This window comes from Vibrio sp. Vb1554 (genome assembly GCF_033344235.1).
Genome location: NZ_JAWPOJ010000447.1, coordinates 1 through 1,054, shown reverse-complemented (window position 1 = coordinate 1,054; position 1,054 = coordinate 1). Strand labels below are relative to the sequence as shown.

The following is a 1,054-nucleotide window of genomic DNA, read 5'->3' as shown; positions in this document are numbered from 1 at the left end:
ATCAAGAGATGGCTGAATCTGCATCGCCTTCTTTGCTTCGCCGAGTTGCTAAGTTACAAACGGAATTGGAAGCCCAAGGCTTTTACGCCTTACATGCCCAAATTGAAAGTGTATCCGCAGGGCTTGGTATACAGCAGTTGGGGCCGGATACTCTAATGAGTGCGTTAAGTGGTGGGCAACGCCATAAGGTCTTATTAGCGCGCTTATTGTTGCGTGAACCAGACGTCTTACTGCTAGATGAGCCGACTAACTATCTTGATGCAACTCATATTGAGTGGTTGAAGAGTTATCTCAATGCTTATGTAGGAACCGTACTGTTGGTGTCTCATGATGTGAGTTTCCTGAATGCGGTTACTACCTGCATCTGTGATATCGACTATCAAAAAATCCAGAAATACACCGGCTCATACCACAAAGCAATGGCGCAAAAGCGACACAACAATTCGCTGTTGGAAAAAGAGTACCACGCACAGCAAGCTGAGATTAAGAAACTGGAACAGTTTATTGCGAAAAATGGCGCAGGTGTGAATGCGAGCATTGCGAAGGGCCGTAAGAAACAATTGGATAAAATTGAAAGGATTCAGTTGCATAAAACAGATGCCGTGACTGAATTTGATTTTTCTTATGCGCCTATTGGACATCAAAGTGTTGTTAGCGCCGAAGCGTTGAGCATTGGCTATCAAACGCCTTTACTGTCACCGATTGATATCACTGTCGCGCGAGGAGACAAGTTGGTGATTGAGGGCTTTAATGGCGTAGGGAAGTCGACATTGCTCAAAACGCTAATGGGGGAGGTGCTTCCACTCTCTGGTGAAATGACGTTTGCACAAGGTCTTAAGATCGGTTACTTCGCTCAAGACCTATCTTGGCGTCATCCGGATCATACACCGGAGCAAGAGGTGTGTGCGGTCGATTCTTCAATCAATAGTAAATCGGCTCGTAAGCTGTTAGCACGCTTCGGGATAAAGGGTGATAAAGCACAACGTCGCTTAGAGGCGTTGAGTGGTGGTGAGCAAACTCGCGTTAAGCTTTGTTGTTTAGCAACACGAGGCTG

The 1,054-nt window shown here is 46.1% G+C and carries 1 protein-coding gene; it reads left to right on the top strand.

All coding sequences use genetic code 11. The annotated features are described in order from the left end of the window. The coding region (locus R8N28_RS26950) for an ABC-F family ATP-binding cassette domain-containing protein (RefSeq protein ID WP_318183886.1) at positions 1 to 1,054 on the top strand (1,054 nt) is incomplete at both ends.